Source organism: Vibrio sp. YT-19(2023) (assembly GCF_033337395.1).
The window spans coordinates 137,974-159,887 of sequence record NZ_JAWOQN010000003.1 but is presented as its reverse complement, the minus strand read 5'-3'; the positions used below and the strand labels follow the sequence as shown (position 1 = coordinate 159,887).

The following is a 21,914-nucleotide window of genomic DNA, read 5'->3' as shown; positions in this document are numbered from 1 at the left end:
CTGCTAAAATTCGTCCCGCTTTAAAACTTTAGAGTTCAAATTAATGGAGGGCGGTATTGGAGTTCTTCTCACCTGAGGGGCGTTTCAAATTCACGTTAAATTTGTATTTATGGATAATGCATTTAAAAAATATAGTATTGATACAACCGATTATCAGGTTGGACAGGATAACGTTCAAAAGTGGGGATTCGATATACATAACCCGGTTTTTGGCATTAGTGCGGGGCTCGTTGTTTTCTGCCTGATTTCACTTCTTCTTGTTGAGCCAACCACTGCTCGTGACGTATTAAACGGTCTAAAAAACGGAATTATCGAACAGTTTGATGCGTTCTTTATGTGGTCGACAAACTTCTTCTTATTGTTCGCCGTTGCTCTTCTTTTTTCTCCGCTAGGTAAAATCCGCTTAGGAGGCAAAGAAGCAACGCCGGATCACTCAACCGTTTCTTGGTTGTCGATGCTTTTCGCCGCGGGTATGGGTATTGGTCTTCTGTTCTGGAGTGTGGCTGAGCCGACCGCGTATTTCACTGATTGGTGGGGAATGCCACTGAACGCAGTACCATACACCGAAGAAGCAAAATCCCTCGCGATGGGTGCCACTATGTTCCACTGGGGTGTGCATGGTTGGAGTATTTACGCACTCGTTGCACTAGCATTAGCGTTTTTTGCATTTAACAAAGGTTTACCACTTTCATTGCGCGCGGCGTTCTATCCAATTTTTGGTGACCGTGCATGGGGCTGGTTAGGTCACGTTATTGATATCCTTGCCGTTTTGTCGACGCTATTTGGTCTTGCAACGTCGCTAGGTCTGGGTGCTCAGCAGGCGACCAGTGGTATTAATCATGTCTTTGGTCTAGAAGGTGGCATTGGTACACAAATGATTGTGATCACCTTCGTTACCTTTATCGCGGTGCTATCAGTGATTCGTGGTATTGATGGTGGTGTTAAGCTACTGAGTAACGTCAATATGGTGGTTGCGTTTGCGCTGCTTATTTTCATTACCTTCATCACGTTTGATACGGCGTGGAGCTCGCTACGCGACACAACAATGGCTTACATTGAAAATATTATTCCATTGAGTAACCCTCACGGTCGTGAAGATGAAACTTGGATGCACGGCTGGACGGTATTCTACTGGGCTTGGTGGGTATCTTGGTCACCGTTTGTTGGTATGTTTATCGCGCGTGTGTCTAAAGGTCGTACGGTTCGAGAATTCTTATTCGCAGTCATCGTTATTCCTACAGTTGTTACTTTGATTTGGATGTCTGTGTTTGGTGGTATCGCGCTTGACCAAGTGGTGAATAAAGTTGGTGAGCTAGGTGCAAATGGCCTAACTGATATTTCATTGACTCTGTTCCATGTTTACGATGCGCTTCCGTATAGCTCAGTGATTTCAATGCTTTCTATCGTGCTGATTCTGGTATTCTTTATTACATCGTCAGACTCTGGCTCGCTGGTTATCGATAGTATTACCGCCGGTGGTAAGATTGATGCACCAGTACCGCAACGCATTTTCTGGGCGTGTATTGAAGGTGCAATTGCAGCCGTAATGCTTTGGGTTGGTGGTAAAGAAGCCCTGCAAGCATTGCAATCAGGCGTTGTTGCAACAGGGTTACCGTTTACTTTTGTTCTGCTGTTGATGTGCGTAAGTTTGGTGAAAGGGTTAAGAACAGAACTGCCAGCTTACAAATAAATACAACACGATCCATGATTGAGTTTAAATGCCGAGCCTAATGTGCTCGGCATTTTTTATTTCTACTTTTCTTTTCCAATAATTTCGTTACAGTTTAGGCTTATTCCCACCTCATTAAACTGCATTATGTCACTGGCTAAACTCATTCTTATTCGTGGACTTCCGGGGTCAGGTAAAACAACCTTAGCAAAACAACTGGCAATAGAGCTTGGTGCTAAGCATTTTGAAGCTGACATGTATTTTGAAAATGATGAAGGTGATTATCACTTTGAACCGGTTCAATTACCTCAAGCGCATGAGTGGTGTTTTCAGCAAACTAGAAAGTGGTTGAACAAAGGGAGAGTCGTGATTGTGAGCAATACGTTTGTTCGACATTGGGAGATGAAGCGTTACATGGACTACTGCATGAAGAAGCGCATCGAGGTGGAAATTAAAGTGTGTCACGGAGCGTATCAAAGCATTCATGACGTGCCACCAGCGACGATAGAAAAGATGCGCCGCCAGTGGCAAGAGTGACCGTTACCAGAACCGGAAGTTATTGACCTCGTCCGTCAATCATCACAACGAATGTTTTGCTCATGATTGAAAGGTCCATTGAAATCCAAGAGTAAAACGAACCTAAGCTTAGTGCGTAACTGTGGTCAAACCCAACTTTGCGTCTTACATCTTCAATGCATGCATCATAGCCTTGGTTAACCTGAGCTAAGCCTGTGATACCCGGTAACACGCCATATGTGCGCTCTACAAAGTAGGGGATTTCATCTTCCAATTTCTGGTAGAAAGCTGGGCGTTCTGGGCGCGGCCCAATCATCGACATTTCACCTCTCAACACATTAAAAAGTTGAGGTAGTTCATCTAAACGCGTTTTGCGTAAAAAGCGTCCTACTGGCGTGATGCGGGGATCATTTTCAGTTGCCCATACTGCGCCAGAGCGTTGCTCTGCATCAATATACATGGTGCGAAACTTCATGATTTGAAAAAGATCCATTTTTTCTGGTGTACAGCGCCCAACACGCAGTTGACGATAGATCACTGGGCCTTTCGATGTGGTTTTGATCGCTAGCGCGATAAATGGGAAAAGTGGTGCAGTGACGACCAAAATAAGCATTGCAACCAGTACATCAAACGTTCTTTTCGCGTGGCATACATTTGAATCATAGCGTGAGTTTTTCATGATGCTTTCCTTATTGGTTGACGCGTTTCCAACGTCCATTTTCCATTCCGAGTAAATACTTCATACCGCCGATAAAGTTGGCGAGATGACCAATGACGATGTAACTAATCAGCTTAAAAGGTTTAATTGTGTTAAGTGCTGGCATCAAGTAAGTGATAAGCGCGATGCTATAAATACCAACTTGTGCGGACAGCATTACTTGAAACAGCGGATTGTGTGCCAGTAGTAGTGAGCAAATAAAGCAAACAATCATCAAATAGGGTGTTGCTAAGCGCAGAACCTTTCCTGATAGAAATGCAAAGGCAGTGCCACGATAACGAGGTAGCAGTAATTTCTTTAATTGCATGAGCTGCTGCATGTTACCTGCTGAAATTCTTAGGCGTCGTTTGAAATCTGCGTCATCTGAGCTTTGTTCGAGCTCAAGCGCCAGCATGTTTGGCTCGTAAATAGCGCTATAGCCTCGCAAAACGATTCTCATAGGGAGAATAAAGTCGTCATTAATGGTGCTAACTTCCAGTGGTTCAAATAAGTGAGTTCTGAAAGTGTAAAACGCACCGTGGGAACCAATCGTTGAACCTAACAAGGATTCTTGATGCTTTACTCGAGACTGGTATCGCCAATACGACGCTTCACCTTGGTTATTAGTACTCATTATTTGATATGTTGCGTTAACCACTCCAACGTTCTCATTTTGATAATGCTGACTAGCTAGCAACAGAGAATCGCAAGAAATCAATGCCGACGTGTCACTCAGTGCGGTAATGTCCGAGCTAACATGACGCATTTCTTCGTTGAGTAGGGCAACTTTACCGCGATTGATTTGGTGATCATTAATAATGAACAGAGTATCAGAGCAGATTGCTTCTTGAATTGTCGCTTGAGCAATCTCGGCTGTGTTATCTGTGCAGCCATCACATGCGATCACTACTCTTAACTTATCCCTTGGGTAATCTAGGCTCGCAAGGTTACGGATCTTCTCTGCTATCCATTGTTCTTCATTGTAGGCGGGCACGATGACAGTAATAGAGGGTAGCTGGCTGTCTGTTTTGGAGGCTTTGTAAGCTCGCTCTACAAATGGTGCTTTGGTTTCGGCTTGCCGTTTTAAAGGAAGCCACTTAAGGAGCAGTGGGTACCCAACGTGATGATAGACAATCAAAAATGCGGATAAACCAAACCCTATAATCCAAAGTAAATCATTCATAGCTAGCCTCCTTGGCCAAACGTGAGTAGCGACTCACCATGTCTCTGATATCGAAGTGTTTGAGAATAAAAGTTCGAGGAGAATGGTGTGATGATTCCAGTTGCTGTGATAACGCTTCGGCCAACGAAAACACGCGATTTGCTTCAACCAGTGTGCTGTTGTTCGGACAGAGCGTCTCTTTCACGCCGCCAACATCCGTCGCGACGCAAGGAATGTCACATGCTTGAGCCTCGAGGGTTGAGAGAGGAAAGCCCTCTTGAAGTGATGGTAAGCAAAACAAGTCTAGGCTTTGGTAAAAGCTGGGCATATCGTCCACCAAACCTAAAAAGGTTACTCGATCTTCAAGTTTTAACGTTCTAACTTGTGCTTCCAATTGAGCTCGCTGAGAACCATCTCCAGCAATGGCTAGGTGTGTGTTTGGCGCAAGATGAGAGAAGGCTTCGATAAGCACTTTATGGCCTTTAACTGCTTCTAGACGCCCGGCGACGCCAATCACGATTTTGTCGGTTGGAAGTTCAAACAAGTGTCTTGTTGCCGTTTGGTCACCGCTTTTAAACTTCTGACAGTCAATCCCGTTATGGATAGTACAAACTTTGCGATACTTTAACTTAGTCTGTATTTGATGGGCGACAAAGTTAGCATCGGCAACTACTTGCGGGCGAATCATCGTTAGTAAAAGGGACTGTAGTCGAGCTGATTTTTTGTTATTAAGGTGCCATGCGTCGTGCTCGGTATGAATCACTACAGGTACGTGCGCTAAACGTGCAGCAATACCACCATACAGAAGTGGGCCGATATGATGGGTGTGGACCACGTCTGGTCGCATTCTTTTTATCATTGAAGTCAGCGTAGCGATGGTCTTCCCGCTGAATCCAGGTCTTTTATTAAGAAAGTGTAGTTGGCCTTGGTAGGGCAACAGTTTTTGCCAGCCTTGTAGTGCATGTTCTTTGCTTCCTTCTAAGCTCACGACAAAAACGGAATGGTTTGGCGGCGCAAAACGAAGCATTTCTAGCACGAGCGTTTCTAAACCGCCAGGAGCTAAGTGTTGCACGACGTGTAATATCACTTTTTTGCTGTGCTTAGTGTTATTGTGTTTTTGTCTGAATTCCATTTTCAAACCCTCGTTGAGTTCTTTGTTTATTTAGGAATTGCAGACAGCGTGCCAAGAAATTAAACACTTAAAAACAATAGGTTAATTTCAGCTCGTGTGAAGTTCTATGTTTATTCTCAATTTGAGATTCATATTAGTGGACATGCTATGAGGCTGTATAAGGCAGTAGTAAAAGAAAAGCACTCGCCGACCGAGTGCTTGTAAATGAGTTCTTATGGCGGTTAGTTTCCGTACACTACGTTAGGTAAAGTGGTGATGACAGGAACACCAAGGTGTTTTTCTAATGCTCTTTTAGAGCGGATAGAGTTATCGGCTAACTCTAGTATCGTCGCTAATCCAATGCCTAAACCAGCGCCACCAATAAATCCTAAAATGACAAATACAAAACTAGGTAAGTTAGTTGGAATCGTTGGCGTGAACGGTTCATCAATGATTTTTACGCGCTTATTCTCTTCAAACTCTCCCAAAGAACCCGTTAGTTGGGCCATCTCATAGCGTTCGACGAGTTCATCATACATTTCTCTCTTCACTGCGACGTCACGAGCTAAGCGGTTGATTTCTGTTGCTGTGCTCCCAAATTGGTGCGCATTTCGCTCTAATTCTTGGATCATGTCTCGCAAGCTGTTGGTTTCTTCCGTAAGTGCTTCAAAACGTCCGCGCATCATTTGTAATTGATGTAGTTGGGAGACAAGTAGAGGCTGTGCTTCGCCAAGACTGTTTACTGTGGTATTGCTCGCGATATCCCATAGTTGAGCACTGTTTAGTTCTGGTTGTTTAGAGTTCAAGAGTACCGAGCGTTCCTGCTCCAACCGGTTTAATTCTCGCAACTTACCTTGCACCAAACTATGCGCCTCTGTGTATTTAGCGCGAAGCAGGGTAAGTTCACTACGAATGTCGATGATTTGCTCTTCCAGTTTACCGATAACCGGGTTCGTTTTGGATAGTTGTTGATCCAAACTGCCTAGACTTCGTGAAACACCAGCAAGCTCCGCCTCCTTTTCGGCTAGCGTTTGTTTGAGGCTAGCAAGGCGAGTAAGGCTTTGAGCTTGCATTTCGGGCGTCGCGTCTGAGTAAGTATTTTTATACTCTGCAAAAGCTTGTTCAGCCTTGTCTAGTTCTTCTCTGCGTTTGTTGATATGGATAGTCAAAAAATGACTCGAATCTTTAATCGAAGAACGCTCAGGAGCCAAAAGCTGTTCGACAAAATGCTCTCTGACAGAGAGCAGCATCGACTCCATTCCTTCTGATTTACCACTTTGCAATTGAATTTGAATGAAGTCTTTACCGAGTGGCTGAACAGACAGGCGCGACGCAAGATCTTTTATGATGAACTCTTGCTCTTTTGCACTCATCTCGTCATTGATCAGCGATTGTTCTTTTGCGACAGAATACAAAACGTGTCGGCTTTTTAGCAGAGTACTGAGTGCGCTCAATCGGTCTTTAAGCATTGTTGAGACGGCAAGGTCTTGAAGGAACGGGTTCATTTTCGCTGTCTCTTGAATAAGCATGCTGGTGTGAGCAACATAAGTCGTCGGAACCAGCTTACTTACGATGAAACCCAGCACCGGCAAGACAAGCATAGGGATAACGATCATGTAACGACGTCGCCAAGCGCCATGTAGTAATACACTAAGGTTCTCTCTCAAATCGTTCATAGCGTCCTCACTAATTTCTCAACTTGGTTGGCTCTTGCTTCCCAGCTTTGCTGTTGAACATATTGCTTTGAGTTTGCTGGGGGTGGGATCAGGTGATCGAGACTGGCACGCACGTCTTCGACATTTTGAACTATGTGGAGCATATGCTTGTACGGCATTAATGCGGGAAAGGGTGTGCTGATAACAGGGGTTCCTGTTGCCAAGTACTCAAGAAGTTTAAGCGGATTACATGCCTTGATTTGAGCGTTATCAACAAAGGGCAACCAACTGGCATCCCAGTGTTGGGAGTAACGTGGCAGAGTATGATGCGCTCTCGGGCCCAGGTAGTATACGTTGCATCTTTGTGGAAGTGGATTATCACTGAACTCGTTAGGGCCGATGAACACGAGATCCCAGTCAGGCGCTTGGTCTGCGACTTGGGCAATTAAGTCGTAATCTAACCATTCAGACAAACTACCATAAAAGCCCAGTACTTTGCGGCCGTTGTCAGGCAAGTCTTTGGCCTTCGGTGCTGGCTCAGAAAACAGACTAACGTTGACACCATGAGGCAAAGTGACGGTTTTATGTGATGGAAACTTGGTGGAGAGCGTATCGCTTGCCGTAAAGATAACGTTGGCCGCATTAACAAGAGTACGTTCGTGCTTTGTTACCGTGTCGTGGTCAACACCAGCTAAAGCGCTAAAGTCATCGCCACAATAGTAAATCAGTCCACGTGGGTTCATTTCTGCACAAACATCGGCAGCAGTCGGGAGCGACGTCCAAAATACAGGCTTATCAAAACCAAGAGCTTGTAATTGTTTGTTGAGTTGGTGTTTCATCATCTTAGCGGCCACTTTTCTTGCTAATGCAGAATTAGGGGCAGGAATGGTGAGCAAGTTGATGATGTGAATGTTTGGGTTTGTTTCAGAGTCCAATGTTGGCTTGTGTGAGCCTACGTTATGAAATACACGAGTGAGTTTGTTTAACGCACGCTGTATGTCTTTAGAATCCAGCTTAGGTTGACGAAGGCCAATGGAGTTCACCCAAAGGATTCGATGGTTCGCTGCTAGTCGCTTGACAATATGCTGAGTGGAAGAGGGTAACCCACCAAAATCTTCTCCAAATACTACGATGTCCGTCATGTGGCTCTCCTTGAGTCTTGGTTATTTGATTACTAATTAAGTGAGTAATCACAATGCGTGCCAAGGAATTAGCCATTTTAAAACAGTGAGTTATGGGTTTTGTTTATGTTTGAAACTAGGATTTCTCATTTTGACAGTCACTTTGAACAATTCGGCTAACGACAACTGTTAATGCCGCTAGAATGTAAATTGGCCAAGTGAAACCTTGAGTCAGAAACGTACCTGATACGATGGTACCGATAAGCCCACTTAACACGGCGTTTGCTCCAACAGAGAGGGTGTAATCTGATTTTGGTGTCAACAATGAGATGGAATGCAAAGAGGTGCGGATCAATGACACAATTAAAGTAATGAACACCGCGAGTCCGACAAAACCCGTTTCTGCCAACACGCCAAACCAAGTACTATGGACCGCGTGGTTGATACCATCCCAGTGTGGGCTGTAGAAATAGTAATTAAAGTAAAAGTTATCTAGACCTACGCCAGTCAACGGGTGATGCAGCGCCATTTTAAATGCCGCTTCCCACGCATAAAGTCGCCCCATCGCAGAGGCATCTATACCATCCTCAGCGGCTCCCCCCGACTCTCGTCCTGAAATACCAGCGAATGCGTAGAGTACGATCGCTGCGATGGCGCCTAGTACCAAGACTAATGTTTTGCTTTTGATGTGTTTAAAAGCAAAGTAGGCAAATACAGACAGTGAACCTAGTAACCCACCGCGGCTCTGCGTCTCAATGATCGCAAAGAACAAAACCAAACAGGTGATAAGGGCAAAGAGCCTGAGATGCTTGGGGGAATGCTTCTCCATCAATTGACTAACGGTAAAGGCAAGGGGAAACATCAGCACTAGTGCCAAATCGTTAGGATCGCCAAGTACTGAACCTATGGATCGTCCTATCGACACGCGCGTTCCTTCGACTAAATCAATGCCATTCGCTGCGTTTTGTAATGCCACTAAGCCAATCAATAGTCCGGCGAAAATAATTGCTTTTGACATCTGTGCGAGCTGTGAAGGTTTAGTAATAAGCCAGGTGATTGCCAACGTCATAATGATGATTTTCCAATAGGTATTTTTGAACACCGTTATTGCGATATCACGACTGGAAGCGAATATTATTCCGATGATCACCAGACCCCAAAATATACACAGCCACTTTAATGAAGGGTGCCAAAAAGCTGTAATCTGGCGGCTTATAAGAAGGTGAAAGGCGAGTGCGGCGAGTGCCCCCAGTGATAACAGTAATGGGATCTTGAAGTTATAGATAACAGGAAAGGCTTCGTGAATACGAAAGAATGAAAAAATAACGAACAGTGTGACAAGCCAAAACGTTTGATTGAGAACAAACAGTAACGCGAGTGGTGCGAAACACAACGCAACAATCAAAATGGGATGAGGCATAACAATCCAAAGCAGGCCGATACCGACAGTGATCGTCAGTGCTGCGATGGACTGTTTTGTTCTCACCTTGGTTTCATTCATAACGAGTATCTCTTCACCTGTCCACGCCGTTTCACTATGTATCGAGTGAGCGCATTGAGCGTCTCTTTACTCATGTAGCGAGTGGCTATCCCTGCCAGCAAACTGCATGTCAAAATGCAAATTGCGATGGCGATGCCTATTGATTGTGAAGAGTGAAGCAGGAACAGTGCCACACCGGATATAATCTGTAATAAAACCATCAGACTTAGGTGAAAAGGCAACGTCATACATTGTTGGCCTACTACATAAGTCAGGCCCAGCTTACACAGTTGTGCGTAATAAAGCGCAATGAACACACCATAAATACCCAGAGAAGATAAGCCAAACAGCAAAGCAATCGCAACGCACGCAGAGACGACATTTATACCCAGTAGCCAGCGAGTACGACGCTTGTACAAAATGGAGATGTTAATCAACTCACTCCATTCTTTTAACATGGCGATAGGTAGCAAGAATAAGCTGAATAGTACCGCCTCATGATAGGTTTCTGGCAGTAAGTAGGTGATCATCACCATTGCTAATGTGCCAACCACTACACTCAAACCTGTAATGTAAATCATACCTAAGTGTGTGATGCGCACTGCTTCAGTGTTCTTGCGCCCTTCTAAGTAGTTAAATCGACGTGGCATCCACCACATGCCAAATGGCTGCACTAAAATACACATGCCCACTGCAAATTTTACCGCTATCGCGTAAATCCCTAACGTCGCAAGAGAAGTGTTGGCACAAATGAACCAGCGTTCAGCGCCATTGAGACAAAATGCTACTAAACCGGCCATCATCATTGGTAGGCAGTAGTTTAGGTATTGTTTTGCCAATGTCAGCTTAGGAAGGGTGACATTGTAACGGTTAACGATGTGCAGCCAAACAAATTGAGTAATAGCAGCCAACAAGCCCCCCCACAAAACAGAAATAACATGGGGATGAACAGACAGCGCCGCGACGATAAAAATGACCTGAAAAATGGTGGTAGTGACCATGACGTTAAGCAGTGTTCTTGCTTTGTCGTCTTGTGTTCTTAACCAGGCAGTGCCGATTGCAATACTGCCTTCTAGAACGATGGCAAACATAACAATAGCAAATTCGACTCGCGTAAAAGGCGCGGGAATGGGGGTGATTAAAATGATAGTGAGCAAGCTAAGAGCAACGACGCCAGCGATGAGTAAAGCAAGTGAGTACAGCTGGTTTAGTAGGCTTGTGCGCGTATTTTTATCCTTTTCAACGCCGACGAATCGATAAAGCGCTTCATGCAAAGCGAAACTGACAAACAAGGTCGTAACAACACCAAAGGTTGTTAGAAGCTCAAGCTTGCCCATTTGTTCTGGTGAGAGAAAGTGGGGCAATACAGGCAGCATGATTAGGCTGATGCTTTTATTGATCACTAAGGCGATAGCAAATAGCGTCATGTTGGTCATTGCTTTAGACATGGTCATATCCTTTGATGTCTCGCGGTGTCTTGAGTGTGCAATCATTGTTGGTAGCAATTTCGCTAGCAAGGTGCTGGGCGATTGGCAAATAACAACGTTCGGCTGTGTATAGTTGAGAAACATTGAGTGCTTCGATACCCATCGTTACTTTCATCCACGGCGATTCATTCAAAAGGCGAATTGCGTTGTGTAACGAAGCCACATTGTTAGGCGTGTATTTAATACAATTTCGGCCGTGAGTTAACACGCGGTCCCAATAACTATCATCATGTGGAATGACGACACACATACCTGCAGCGAGCGCTTCCAAAATAGATAACCCAAAAGGTTCGTTGAGACTGGTGGAAACAAACACACCACACTGTGAACGCAATTCATCTAAGTTGTTTGGACATTCATGCCATTCAACACCTTGTGTGTTGAAGTCCGGTGTTGAATATTCCACACCTGCCACGTTAGGTTTGATGTAACACACGGTGGATTTGATCTTTTTCGACTCATCAAGTGTTAAAGCATCAAGCAAAAGATCGATGTTCTTCCATTTTAGTAAGCTAGCTGCCCAGAAAACGCGGCTTGAAATCGGATTCGCTTGTTTTGGCCAGCGATCTTTCGATAATCCATTAACAAACGTAGATGTATTCAAACCACACCAATAGCGTTCGGTGGCTGGCTTCTCTGTTTTGAGGTAGGCCTGTAATGCTTCTACCATTGATTCGCGGGTGTTTGCCAAGTAGTAAATTGCCGATGCTTTTACTAAGCAGTAGCCAGCAGATCTCGATCGTCCAATAGGGCCATGAACCATCTGTACCACAGGCTTTTTGCTAATTAATCGTAGTAAGTACAAAGGCATATCATTACTTGGGCAAGATAGGCCCAAAAAGCTATCTATTTTTGGCAGCTTCATGCACGCGTAGAGAAGTTGGAGAAAGTAGTAAGCGTTCATCAACCAGTAGGTCAGTCCATGAGTCGAGTTAAATGGTGATGGTTTTATTTTTATAACTTGCACACGCGGTGTATCACTAAGCAGTGACGCCCAATGCTCTGGATTTGTAGTGAGTAGATAACCAATCACGTTCAGCTTATCGCACTGCTTAAGGAGCTCTGCATTCGCGATTTTGGATCCACCTTGCATTGGGATGGCGTCGAACATCAATACACGTTTCATGACCGGGCTCCTCAATTGATGCTCAACCAGCGTGAAAGAGGCTTCATGCAGTGAGTCATTGGCATTGGTGTAATGGCGTTGTTATTAAGTTCACCTTCGTAAATCCGTTCAATAGCGTTGATAGATGCAGTCGTCGTTAAGTGCTGGCTAGCATGTAGGTACGCGTTTTCCGCCAGCTTGTTTCTTAATGCCGCGTCTTGCATGACTTGTTGAATCGCGTTTAACAGGCTCGCCATTCCACTGTTCTGGTACAGCAATGCAGAGTGATTATGCTCGAACAACTCAGGAATGCCTCCTGTTTTAGGAGCCACGATAGGCAGTTGAGCTAAAGCCGCTTCCCCGAGCACGAGACCAAAGGCCTCTTCATAGGCGCCGCTAATAAAAGCGTCTGCATTACCACACATCCACGCTCCGGCATTGTGTTGTTCTCCGACAAAGTGCACTCGTTCTTGGATACCAAGATCCGATGCAAGCTGTTGCAATGCTTCTCTTTCTTCGCCGTCACCAACAATAACAAGGTGAGGGTTGTTGTGATGGTAGTTGTGCATGCGCATTGCGCGAATAAGGCGGTCGAACCCTTTGCGCTTAATCAGCGAACCCACCGACAGAAAGGTAAAGGCCTGTGATGGGATTCCGAGGCGATCTTTAATGTCGATGGGTGTATCCACGCCTTGAAGTGACACGCCGTTGTGTACGACATGAAGTTGGTTTTGTGGGTAGCCGTCCTGAATAATTTCGCGTCCAACATCTTTGCTAACGCAAATCAATTTTGGAGAGAGGTGAAGTCCGAGAGAGAAGCGATCGCGCAATGTATAATGGCAATGAAGTTGCGTGACAAGTGGTATATGATTCATGCGAGCAGCCAAACACATCCATTGACAAGGGCCGCCGCTATTGACGTGTACCAAGTCGATGCTGTGCTTTTCGATCAAATCTGAGCCTTGTTTGATAAGGCTATTCCACCCGCTAATATCCCAGCGTGGAGCGCTCCAACCACCCACCAAATTGAAGGCTGAATGTTCCGCTTCAATTCCGAGCGATTGGCACTTATAGATTAATGGTTGGCAGTTTGACCATACGAATGGCTCAAACTTATTGCGGTCGATTCCTGAAATGAGATCCAGAAGCACCACTTCACTGCCGCGAATCCAATTATCACCATAATGAACATATAGAATGCGTTTTGGCGTAGTCATAAGTCACCTCTGTCTCATCATTAATCTGCGTTAACTGCTGAGCTGCAATAGAGATGCCAAAATATGCCATTAGTTTATGTGATTGAATCTTATATGATATTTATGTTTGGAACTCATCATTCTCATATTGAGAACCAATATGGATTAGTGATCCGTTTCAATTTGATATTTTTGTAGCAATACGGGAATCACACTTTGCGCTGAGAAATCATCAATGATGGTTTGTCGAGCATTATGGCGAATGAGTGATTGTTGCGCTTCACCAATCGACATCCAGTCATGAAGACATTTAGCAAGAGAGGGAATGTCTTCGACGATAAAACCATTTTTACCCGTTTGGATAATATCTGGAAGACGACCTACACGTAAGCTCATCACGGCAATGCCTCTCGACATGGCTTCAAGCGCCGCCATTGGAAGACCCTCATAACGAGAAGAGATAATAAGTACGCTGATATTTTCCCAAACACCTTCCATATCGGTTTGATGGCCGAAGAAAGTCACATTTGAAGGGGCAGTTTGATTAAGCGACTCTTTTTCTGGGCCATCACCGTACACACTAAACTGTAATGTTGGACAGACCCTCGCTACCTCAATAAATTGATCGGCGCCTTTTTCCTGACTCAATCGGCCGACAAAAGCGATTTCCTGATAGTTGAGTTGACTGTTGGGAATCGAAACAAAGTTATTCAGCAGTTCTGAAGAACAAAAAACTTTGCGCTGAATACTTGGACTGACAGCAAAGCAATGGTCAGATAGGCTGCCTGAGCTTCTATCAAGCCAATCGTATAGCCATAGCTTCCCTGAGGACGATTCACCAGCATGATAAGTTGAAATCAAACGAGGAAACGTTCGGGTGAGCAGTTTGGCGCAGCGCGATAAAATCGACGCTTTATAACCATGGGAGTGAACCACTGAGGGTTGGTGATTGGCGACGGCGCTTGTTAGGTGCTTAATTTTTAAAGCTTTATTGGGCTCGCCAGACAAATAGTTTAAGTAACTCACAGGGATCGCGGCTTCTTTTGCCTTCTGTACAATCTGAGCGGCTGGCGAATACTCAGTGGTTAGCACAACTCGAGCTTTGTTTCCAAAGGCGATTAATCCCCGAGCTAGCTCGATAACGTGACTTTCAATGCCGCCGAATAGACGGCTATCAAGCAAGATCCAAATTTCACCAATGGCAGGTTTATCAAGATTGTTCGAGATTAATTTCATCCGCTTCCCACGCTTGTTTTTTTCGGTAAACCGTAGATGGGCTTAACTCCAGCATGACAGCGGCGTTGAGGACGTTGCCATCACAGTACGCGATTGCGTTTTGAATTGCTTCACGCTCTACTTGCCACATAGGACGAATGGTTCCATCAGCGTTAAAGTACGGTGAGGTAGCAGCAGAGGACGGTGTACCAGGCAGCTCCGCTGCGGTAATCGACGGTTCGACCGCAGAAGGTGAAGGTTCCTCAGTATAAACAGGTGGTGGTGTGATTGGTGCAATGTTTGCTGACTCTTGAGCAACATGCGCAGGCGTCGTTGTTTTCGTCACTTTAGACTTTTTAGTAAGTTGAGCGGGTAGGTGGCTCACCGTGACTTTTTCGTCGTTATTAAGCACCACAATGTTACGTATGATGTTTTGTAGTTGCCTTACATTACCCGGCCATTCGTAATGCTTGATGATATGTTGAGCTTCGCTGTCGATTGTTGAGAATTTCTTTTTGTCCTGTTTGGCGTAAGTGGTCAAGAAGTGCTTGGCAAGCGTGACGATGTCACTTCCTCGTTCACGTAATGGGGGCATATCGATAGGTATAACGTGCACACGGTAGTATAAGTCTTCACGAAAACGACCTTCTTCTACTTCTGTTAATGGATCTCGGTTAGTGGCACAAATGATTCTCACATCTACTTTCATTTCTCGAGTGCCACCAAGAGGGGTGTAAGTGCCCGTTTGTAGAAAACGGAGCAACTTCTTTTGCATCTCAAGTTCCATTTCACAAAGCTCATCAAGAAAAAGCGTACCACCATGTGCCAGCATCGCCGCACCTTTTCGATCTGTTGTTGCTCCAGTAAAGGCCCCTTTAACGTGACCAAAAATCTCACTTTCCATCAAATCTCGTGGAATAGCCCCACAGTTAATTGCAATAAAAGGCTTGTCTTTACGGTCGCTCTGGCGGTGGACGGCTTCAGCACAAACTTCTTTACCTGTGCCGCTTTCTCCCACAATAAACACACTGGCAGAAGTTGGCGCAACAGCATCAATGGTCTTGTATACCGCCTGCATCGGGAGGCTTGAACCGATGAATCCGTGATAGTTGTGGCGATCAAACTTGGACTGAATATTTTCCACCAAATCTTCCAATTTGGCGCGTTTGAGGTGCAATGCGACTGATGTTTTTAGGCGATCAGCGTTTATGGGCTTTTCTAAGAAATCTTCCGCACCTTTTTGAATTAGATTAACGGCTAAGTTGACGCTGCCGTGTGCCGTAGCAATAATAACGGACGTAGGAATGTCATTCTGGTTGATCCAATCCAACACGTCTTCGCCAGACATGTCGGGCAGTTTCAAATCGAGAATGATGAGCTGAGGTTTGCTTCTTTCAATAAATTGAATCGCTTCGCGACCTGTCTCGACATGAAAAATGTCATAAGGTTCGTCTTTCACATACTGCTTATAAAGTATGGCTAGTGAAGTAGAGTCCTCTACCAGTAACACCCTTGGTCTCATAGTCCCATCCCAACGTAGTTTGTTTCATTTTTTATGATTTTTGTCAGCACTACTATTTGGCATTATGAGTGGTTTATAGCTCTCTAGTGCTGAAAATTCTCAATTTGAGAAAAGCGTTATTTAAGTATTAGCACAAGGTAGGAAATTTGCGAAAAATCCATACTTTTTAATTGATTAAGTTATGCCCAAATAATTTCAAGGTGTGTGGCTTGGCGAGGGTGATTGAATTTGGAGCCTAAATTTCTGAGATGGTGTCGGCATCGCGCTTTATCAAACGCGATGCTTCGCTAGGGAGTAAGACACTGATACTACTCAAACCCTTGAGCTTTTCGCTTTTCTAACGCATCAAACGATTCATTGGCGAGTTGCGGAAGTGTTTCACAAAGCTCCAATGCTTTTGGTATTTTTCCTTCGACACAGTACTTCTCAATCATTCTTGCTTGTCTTGAAAGCGTTCGATTGCCTAAAGCGAGAGCAGAACTGCCCAGTGTGTGAACCTCGAACTCTAATGTTTGAAGGTCTTTTGTGCTTAATGCTTGCTCTATTTTCTCCATGCGATCGCGTGACTCTTCGACATAGTGATCAATCAAGGTAGGGATGATTTCGGCGCACGTATCTTTGATCATTTGCTGAAGAATATGCTCATCCACTAATTCTTGCTCGATAGTCAATGTATTATTTATCGTCATAATAGCGCTCCCTATAACATAAACAGTTCGCTTTTTTTAATTTGCTGAGACAGTTTTTCTTTCCACTTTTTTGGTAAGAAACGCAGCTTGGAAACTTGGCGGATTAACTCATCTTTCAGGCTTGGAGTGTGCTTCATGTTCAGTACAGAACCAATCAAGTTCGCATCGCTAGCATCGAGTATCTTTTTGGCTTGCTCGAGCTGGGTTGCAGTCGTAGAACCATAATGCGCTACTAACAAAGTAGCATCACATACGCCAGCAATCACTTGAGGCGCAATATTGCTTCGGTTGACACTGAGAAGTGGTGATGTATCTATCACGACGCGCTCGTACTGCGTTAACCATTGTGCAATGTTTCGTTTCAGCATTGTTGGGTCTCGGTACGCTAACTGAGTGCTGGCGAGAGATGGAGCAGGGAGGCCGACTAAAGTTTGATGTGTATTCTCTCGTGTGATCAAATGGCCAACCTTCTCGTCATCATCAAATTCGTGAACAGTGTGATAAGCGGGTTTGAATAAGTTAAGGTCTACATACAAAGTATTGTGGCCTGCTAAAACCAAGCGCTCTGCAAGAGATGACGCCACGGAAGTGACACCATCTTCAGATTTACAACCCACAACACAAATCGTTTTGTGGCCTTTCTGTTCACTCTGAAGATAAATTTGTTCAATCTCAGCGTGAGTTGCAGGAATAGTCATTACAACGCTCCTATTAACACGATGGTTGTGGTGATTTGTAAAATATCTCTTAATCCGGCCCTAGCTTTTTCAACAAAGCTTTCGTCTTTATGGGGAATGTAAATCGTGTCGCCTGCGCGAATGACTGGCAGCTCATAAATGTTGGCTGTTTTACTAAAGTTCACCAAATCAAATGTTCGGGCTTGGCCCTGGCAGCAAGACATATTGACCACACTGATCTTTTCAAGGTAGGCATTATCAGTTGGTCCTCCTGCTTCCGCTAAGAGATCAAGCACAGTCATGTTGTCATTGAATACGTACCGCCCTGGGTCTCTTACTTCACCTAATACGCGTACCGTGGATTCTTTTGAACGATCTAACCAGTTTTTGTTTTTTTCTGGAATGTAAATGGTATCACCAGGACGAACGTGGGGCAGAATTGACTCATCGCCTGTTTCAAAGTACATCGATAAATTCAATTTACTCACTTTGGCATAACCTAGGCCTCGGTGTGTGACACGAATGTTGTGAATATCTGCATCCATTGTCGGTCCATCGGCGGCAGACAAAATATCCAGAAAATGCATATCTTCGGTGAAACGATAGCGCCCAGGTGCATTGATTTGCCCGAAAACGTATATCGATGCGTCAGAGCTTTGGCTTACCCATTGCGATTTATTATCGGATGGGTCGTCAGGCAATGCATGTACCCTTACGACTGTACCAGCGGAAACTTGAGGTAGGCTTGATGTTGGTGAGCCATCCAGAATGTATTGGTCTAAGTCAAATTGTGTCATTTGACCGTTATTGGCGACTTCAATTTTGGTGGTATCAGCTCGTCGAGTTGGGCCTCCAACGTGTGCAAGCAGATCAATCAAATCCATTTCGTCTGACCACTCGATGCGTCCAGGGCGAACAACTTCTCCCATCACTGCGACCGCTCGACTAGGTGCTACTTTTAACCAAGACTTCTCATTGAAATCGGTTTTCTCCGGTACGAAAATCGCGTCTCCTGGTCCAACATTTGGTGGTCTGGCTGAAGATAGTCCTTCTGTATGCGCGGTAAGATCGAATTTGATGACTTTGCCATCGGCTTTTATAACGCGAATTTGGCGAGATTCTGCGTAGCGAGTGGGCCCGCCAGCGTTGGCGAGGATATCCATGAAGCTAGCGCCTTGCTTGCCTTCGTATGCCCCAGGATGGGCGACTTCACCCATCACGTAAACCACATTTGCACCTGCTTTGATTTCTTCTTCCTGTTTTGGGACAAAGATGGTGGCACCTGGCAGGATCTCTGGCAGTAGGCTTTGGTCTCCAGTATCAAGGTACTTTTTCAGGTTAAACATGGTTGGGTTATTGTTTGTTATCACGCGAATTTGCTCAACACTGGCATATCGTGTCACGCCGCCAGCTCGCATTACGACATCAACTAGCGTGGTGTTTGGCTTGTATGAGAACGAGCCAGGTGCGTTGACTTCACCAAAGACTTTGATTGCACGAGCGGAATCTGCGCTGTCACCTGAATTCGCGAGTTTTGCTGCATCAAACTCTTGCTCAATATTCCCTACGAGTGGGGAAGCGGGGACAAATAAGACATCCAGTGATTCTAGTTTTGGCAGTTGGCTATTGTCACCCGTATCAAGGAAGCGTTTGTAGTCAAATTCAATGTTTTTATTTCCACGTTTCACGATCATTTTACCAAGCTGAGCCCCAGCGCGCAGGCCGCCAGCTTCGTACACAAACATTTGAATGTTGGACCCAGAAGGTAAGGTATATTCACCGGGTTTGACCACGTAGCCTTGAACGGACACTAACAACTGTTGCTGTTTAATAAAAACTCGAGCGTTGTTAACGTCACGATACACGGTCTTTAGCCTGTCGATAATCACGTCTTGGAGTTGTTTTTCATTGTAGCCGGCCACTAATACAGGGCCGACTTCTGGTAAATTAATTCGTCCACGACGATCAACCTGAAACCCTTGGTTTAACGACGCCTCTCCAGGTAAGTTAATCTGTATTAAATCACCGACCTTAACAGTATTGCTCTCATCCGCTATGGAAGAAGGTACCCACGCGACCAGACACAACAACATTAAGAGGATAAATGGTTTCATCGTGTTCATAGCGCGCCTCCTGCCGTTGGGTTGCGGTTTATTGAGCTATCGCTATCTGAATTAGGGCTAATAACCTCGATGCTTACTCGACGATTAGTTAAACGCACGGCGGATGTTTCACCTTCATAGAGTGGCAGGTTATCTCCGACAGATTTGGTAGTGACTCTCTCTGAAGTGATACCAAATACGGTTAGGTAACGCTTTACTTGTTCCGCACGCGCTTGAGCAAGTTTCTGGTTGTAATCGGGTGTTCCAGTTGCATCCGCATGCCCCGTTACTACAAGAGATAGGTTGGGGTGGTCACGTAAAATGTAGGCTGCTTCTGCCAAATGTCCCATGTACTTCGGGTTGATTTCTGCTGAATCGACAGCAAACTGGTTGTCGATATTAAGTAGTGCATAGATATCCGAGACTATGTTTAGGTCGCTACGTAGAGCTTCAATATCATCGGGCGGTGTGCAAGTGGTTTGGCTCAGTACGTAGTCGAGTTGTTGTTCGAGCTGGTTTAAGCGTCGACGCTGAATCACAAGGTCGTTAGCAGCGTCGAGTAAAAGCCCACCTTCTAACTCGCGCGCAATTCTATTTTGTTTTTCAAGGGCCTGAACAACTGCCGCAGGAAAACACCAGCGCGCGCCCTCTTGGATTAGTGCGTCTAGATGTAACTTGGTCAGTTGCCAATCAAACCTTAACCCATGTTCTGGACCTAAAGGCTCGTCAGGCATCACTGGGGAAAACTGATAATTCTCGATCGAGATATCTTGATAGCTTTCCGCCAAGCCACCTTTCCCGTGTTCTGGGTAGTCAAACGACGAACAACCAAACATGCCGACAACAAGACCGCTTACTGCATATCGTCGTAAAAGATTTACCATGCCAACCTCCGTTTAAACCGGTATTTTTAGTGTCCTTTTGAGTTAACGGGAATGGCATGGTTGATACGAAGCAAGCTCATGATTTCTAAAGGTTGGCCTGATACGTTTTCAATACTCATGCTTCTTTCACGTTCAACTAGACGCTTATATAAGTAAACAATGGCACCAATCCCTGAAGAATCAAGAAATTGGACGTGCTGTAGGTTAATTTCGACTTCTTTGTGATGATTGTTGTGAATTACTTCGTCAATGTGATGTTGTGCTTGTCGACAGCCACTTGCGTCTAAGTCACCAAAAAACTCAATGGCTAACTTGTCTTGATTGATTTCTAGTTTGCGTAATTCCATGACTCTGTCTCCGTTTGTTTTTCTAATTGGATATAGAGCAGGTAACGTGCCAATTTGAAATTAATTAAAAATCAAATAGTTAAATATTGTTAATGATATTGTTCAATTTGAGAAAGGACTGATTCTCAAATTGAGAATCAAAAACGCACAGAGAAATGGTTTGCTTATAAGAGGTTTTGAGCCGAAAGAAGTCGTTAGACCGGGGGAGGCACGTCATGATTAGATTCCAACTCGATTGACGAACCATCCGCCATACGAGAATAATGTGTAACGACTAAATGCAAAACCTGTCTAAAGTTTATGATTATCTTTGCAAATTATTACTAATGTTGATTGTTATGAGTCGAAGAATAACTAGTAATAAATAGGTCATCGAGAGGACTTACGTTTCAATAAAGGCGATTTTTTGTACAAGGTCTTCTTATGCCATTAAAAATGACATTAATTGCGCTGGCTGTTATGGCAGCGTCTTCACAGCCTCAAGCGGATACGTCTCTCGCACCACCAGTTTCTCTTGCACAAAGCTATCAGGATGGCATTGATGTGTCTGAATATTGGTATAGCGAAAAACTTGATGGTGTTCGCGCTTATTGGACTGGGCAACATCTCGTGACGAGAAATGGTAATCGAATCTACGCCCCAGACTGGTTTACAGGACCTTTGCCTGATTATCCGTTGGACGGTGAACTTTGGGCTGGGAGAGGTAACTTCCATCTTGTTCAGCAAACGGTATTAGATAAAACTCCTGTAGAGTCTGCTTGGCGACACATCGACTTTATGATCTTTGATATGCCATATTCCGCTGGTGATTATCGGAAGCGTTATTACAACATCAAAGATTTAGTGCTTGAAGTCGACCAGCCTCATATCAAATATGTCGAGCACCGAGCGATTCAAAATGAAGCTCATCTGTTTACACAGTTGGATAAAATTTCAATATCCGACGGTGAAGGGGTGATGTTGCGGAAGGTATCAAGCCGCTATCAGGCTGGACGCGGTAGTGATTTGCTTAAACTAAAACGATACGCAGATGATGAAGCGTTAGTTGTGGGTTATAAGCCAGGAACAGGGCGCTTATTAGGTATGATGGGAGCAATGTTAGTTCGCTTACCAAATGGCATTGAGTTTTACATCGGTAGCGGATTTACCGATGAAGTGCGTCGCCAGCCTCCGAAAATTGGTTCAACCATTACATTTAGATATAACGGTTTTACACATACTGGTAAACCGCGTTTTGCTCGATTCTTGCGTGAAAGGTTGAAGGAATAGAACGCTCTGC

Annotated in this window: 19 protein-coding genes; 3 read left to right on the top strand and 16 right to left on the bottom strand. The window is 44.7% G+C overall.

Going from position 1 to position 21,914, the window contains the following annotated elements; translation table 11 throughout:
• Window positions 1–109 precede the first annotated feature (109 nt).
• Complete coding sequence (locus R7E78_RS03915; protein ID WP_005377659.1) at window positions 110–1,690, top strand: BCCT family transporter; 1,581 nt, start codon at window positions 110–112, stop codon at window positions 1,688–1,690.
• A 126-nt stretch (window positions 1,691–1,816) separates the two neighbouring features.
• Window positions 1,817–2,206 (top strand): ATP-binding protein, encoded by a 390-nt coding sequence (locus tag R7E78_RS03910; protein ID WP_005377656.1) that lies wholly within the window; start codon window positions 1,817–1,819, stop codon window positions 2,204–2,206.
• A gap of 19 nt (window positions 2,207–2,225) precedes the next feature.
• Here R7E78_RS03910 and R7E78_RS03905 read toward each other — a convergent pair whose 3' ends face one another.
• From R7E78_RS03905 to R7E78_RS03830, 16 genes are all read right to left on the bottom strand, one after another.
• A complete protein-coding gene (locus tag R7E78_RS03905; protein WP_005377654.1) occupies window positions 2,226–2,864 on the bottom strand; it encodes a sugar transferase in 639 nt (212 codons plus the stop codon).
• A 10-nt stretch (window positions 2,865–2,874) separates the two neighbouring features.
• Window positions 2,875–4,065 (bottom strand): glycosyltransferase family 2 protein, encoded by a 1,191-nt coding sequence (locus R7E78_RS03900; RefSeq protein ID WP_318057663.1) that lies wholly within the window; start codon window positions 4,063–4,065, stop codon window positions 2,875–2,877.
• Window positions 4,058–5,176, bottom strand: a complete 1,119-nt coding sequence (locus R7E78_RS03895) for a glycosyltransferase (RefSeq protein ID WP_318057662.1) — start codon at window positions 5,174–5,176, stop codon at window positions 4,058–4,060. The genes R7E78_RS03900 and R7E78_RS03895 overlap by 8 nt, the downstream gene beginning before the upstream one ends.
• Before the next feature lie 221 nt (window positions 5,177–5,397).
• Window positions 5,398–6,831 carry a GumC family protein gene (locus R7E78_RS03890; protein ID WP_005377649.1) on the bottom strand — a complete coding sequence of 478 codons (1,434 nt, stop codon included), beginning with the start codon at window positions 6,829–6,831 and terminating at the stop codon, window positions 5,398–5,400.
• Window positions 6,828–7,952: a glycosyltransferase gene (locus R7E78_RS03885; protein ID WP_318057661.1), complete on the bottom strand. Its 1,125-nt coding sequence runs from the start codon at window positions 7,950–7,952 to the stop codon at window positions 6,828–6,830. Before R7E78_RS03885 ends, R7E78_RS03890 begins: the two co-directional genes overlap by 4 nt.
• A 115-nt stretch (window positions 7,953–8,067) precedes the next feature.
• On the bottom strand, window positions 8,068–9,432 hold the full coding sequence (locus tag R7E78_RS03880; protein ID WP_175413444.1) for an O-antigen ligase family protein: 1,365 nt from the start codon (window positions 9,430–9,432) through the stop codon (window positions 8,068–8,070).
• Window positions 9,429–10,859 carry a lipopolysaccharide biosynthesis protein gene (locus tag R7E78_RS03875; protein ID WP_318057660.1) on the bottom strand — a complete coding sequence of 477 codons (1,431 nt, stop codon included), beginning with the start codon at window positions 10,857–10,859 and terminating at the stop codon, window positions 9,429–9,431. The genes R7E78_RS03880 and R7E78_RS03875 overlap by 4 nt, the downstream gene beginning before the upstream one ends.
• Complete coding sequence (locus R7E78_RS03870; protein ID WP_318057659.1) at window positions 10,852–12,024, bottom strand: glycosyltransferase; 1,173 nt, start codon at window positions 12,022–12,024, stop codon at window positions 10,852–10,854. The genes R7E78_RS03875 and R7E78_RS03870 overlap by 8 nt, the downstream gene beginning before the upstream one ends.
• An 11-nt stretch (window positions 12,025–12,035) precedes the next feature.
• Window positions 12,036–13,220 carry a glycosyltransferase gene (locus R7E78_RS03865; protein ID WP_238844438.1) on the bottom strand — a complete coding sequence of 395 codons (1,185 nt, stop codon included), beginning with the start codon at window positions 13,218–13,220 and terminating at the stop codon, window positions 12,036–12,038.
• 144 nt (window positions 13,221–13,364) lie between these two features.
• A complete protein-coding gene (locus R7E78_RS03860) occupies window positions 13,365–14,435 on the bottom strand; it encodes a glycosyltransferase family 4 protein (RefSeq protein ID WP_318057658.1) in 1,071 nt (356 codons plus the stop codon).
• Complete coding sequence (locus tag R7E78_RS03855; RefSeq protein WP_318057657.1) at window positions 14,410–15,936, bottom strand: sigma-54 dependent transcriptional regulator; 1,527 nt, start codon at window positions 15,934–15,936, stop codon at window positions 14,410–14,412. Before R7E78_RS03855 ends, R7E78_RS03860 begins: the two co-directional genes overlap by 26 nt.
• Window positions 15,937–16,244: 308 nt before the next feature.
• Window positions 16,245–16,625, bottom strand: coding sequence for an Hpt domain-containing protein (locus tag R7E78_RS03850; RefSeq protein ID WP_005377636.1), 381 nt, complete (start codon window positions 16,623–16,625; stop codon window positions 16,245–16,247).
• Window positions 16,626–16,636: 11 nt separating this feature from the next.
• On the bottom strand, window positions 16,637–17,323 hold the full coding sequence (locus R7E78_RS03845) for an AAA family ATPase (protein WP_054730238.1): 687 nt from the start codon (window positions 17,321–17,323) through the stop codon (window positions 16,637–16,639).
• Window positions 17,323–19,425, bottom strand: a complete 2,103-nt coding sequence (locus R7E78_RS03840) for an SLBB domain-containing protein (protein ID WP_318057656.1) — start codon at window positions 19,423–19,425, stop codon at window positions 17,323–17,325. The genes R7E78_RS03845 and R7E78_RS03840 overlap by 1 nt, the downstream gene beginning before the upstream one ends.
• Window positions 19,422–20,288 carry an OmpA family protein gene (locus tag R7E78_RS03835; protein WP_033905260.1) on the bottom strand — a complete coding sequence of 289 codons (867 nt, stop codon included), beginning with the start codon at window positions 20,286–20,288 and terminating at the stop codon, window positions 19,422–19,424. The genes R7E78_RS03840 and R7E78_RS03835 overlap by 4 nt, the downstream gene beginning before the upstream one ends.
• Before the next feature lie 26 nt (window positions 20,289–20,314).
• Entirely contained in the window at window positions 20,315–20,635 is a 321-nt protein-coding gene (locus R7E78_RS03830) for an STAS domain-containing protein (protein WP_017634929.1), read from the bottom strand.
• 423 nt (window positions 20,636–21,058) lie between these two features.
• Between R7E78_RS03830 and R7E78_RS03825 the strand changes: the two genes are divergently transcribed.
• Entirely contained in the window at window positions 21,059–21,904 is an 846-nt protein-coding gene (locus R7E78_RS03825) for a DNA ligase (RefSeq protein WP_017634928.1), read from the top strand.
• Window positions 21,905–21,914: the final 10 nt, after the last annotated feature.